Genomic DNA, 1,519 nt, shown 5'->3' with positions numbered 1-1,519 from the left:
GTTTAACTGCTTATCAATCCATTCAACAAGCTCTCTCTACTGATGGCTCCCTTTTTTCCCCTAGTTGAGCAATTACGAAAAAACATATTTTTAACTACCCATAATAAACTTTATACCCAAACTAATAATAATAAAAGGCTGTATCGCATTAACAATCATCCCAGGGAGGCAAAGAGTTTCAAAATCAAGACCAGAATTAATCTTAAAACAACCGTCGCCAGCATTATTAAAATATGCTTCTTCAGATGGTGAAGGATTGACTATATCTATGGGGAACTTTTGCTTTATTTCAAAGCTAAGAGGGACAGGAGCAGGGCAACTTAAACCCCCAGCCAGAACATTAGGTGTCTGCCAAAGAAAAATTAGCATACAAGAAGCAGCAACCCCTAGGAGTTGTCTAGCATTGTCTAGTATTGTCCTGTGCCGTGGCTTCATCCGAAGTTTACCAGCAGCTAAAAGCGTCCTCATAAATTTGTCAAATTTTTCTGAACCCATATATTCTTCTACCATCGCAAAAGTAGCACATTGTTTCTCCATAAAAGCAACAGAACGCTCAATATCTAAATGAAGTCTAGGGGCAGGAACATCAACGGGCCCGGATTTATAACCATCAAAAAAGCAAGTATCTTCAGAGCGCGTCTTAAAGTTAATTTGACTGCAAACAACACCATTCAGAAATCGAGGAACCTCCTGCACTGTAGATTTAGCAATCTCCTGCATAATCCAAAGAGCGCGGGAACGCTTGAACTCAATTTCTAGGCGATCGTAGTGCTTGCCCTCAATCACCTTGTCATAAATTCTGACAAATCGCTCAGACTCACGCGAGCCTAAATAAACAGTAGCACCGGGTCTATTAGTACGAGTACGCCCGCAATTAGACACCCGACGCACCAAACGATAACCACTAAGCAGATTGTCCTCTAAAAATGATTCCCAGCTACGAGCAGACAAGCGAGGCTCCCCAGGATTAAAATCTAAAGCAATGTCGATTCTATTAGCGATAAATTCCTCCTCAGACTGACAAAAACCTAATAGGGCAATCACTTTATCGAAACCAACACCAGCCAAAGCACCCCCATTAAGGTCTACAAAGTGTTTATAAGGCATATCGTCATTGCCCGAATCAGGGTAACGAGTACCAATTAAAGAACCTTGGAACTCATAAACCTCATGCCAAAGTTTGTTAAGAGCTAAAAAATTAGTATCTCTAACATCCGCAAGCTGATGCAACTTACGTTCAAATGGTAAATCTAGTGTGCGCTGAATTTGACGCAGCATTGAAGGATGGTAAGAGGAAACTTGAAAACGCAGCCAATCAATGCTAATGCTTCGAGGTAAAGGAGCCATAAAAGTTAATAAGATTTGAACAAGCGAACAGGTAAGTAAAAAGAAGCGACAGAAAGAAGCAAAGCTAAGAAAGGATGACGCATATTTAAAAAAGCGACATTTGTGACAAGTTAAGAAAAAGTGCAAATTGTCAAGGGGGTAGACAAAAAAAGGTAAAATAGGATGAAACCTT

At 40.2% G+C, this 1,519-nt stretch carries 1 protein-coding gene; it reads right to left on the bottom strand.

The features are described 5' to 3' along the window. Positions 1-90: 90 nt before the first annotated feature. The coding region (locus QUB61_RS39365) for a replication initiation factor domain-containing protein (protein ID WP_333136889.1) at positions 91-1,519 on the bottom strand (1,429 nt) is incomplete at its 5' end.

The sequence above is a fragment of the Microcoleus sp. C2D2 genome, from assembly GCF_036702495.1.
GTDB lineage: Bacteria > Cyanobacteriota > Cyanobacteriia > Cyanobacteriales > Microcoleaceae > Microcoleus.
The sequence above is the reverse complement of the archived record's forward strand: the minus strand, read 5'-3'. Positions and strand labels throughout refer to the sequence as shown.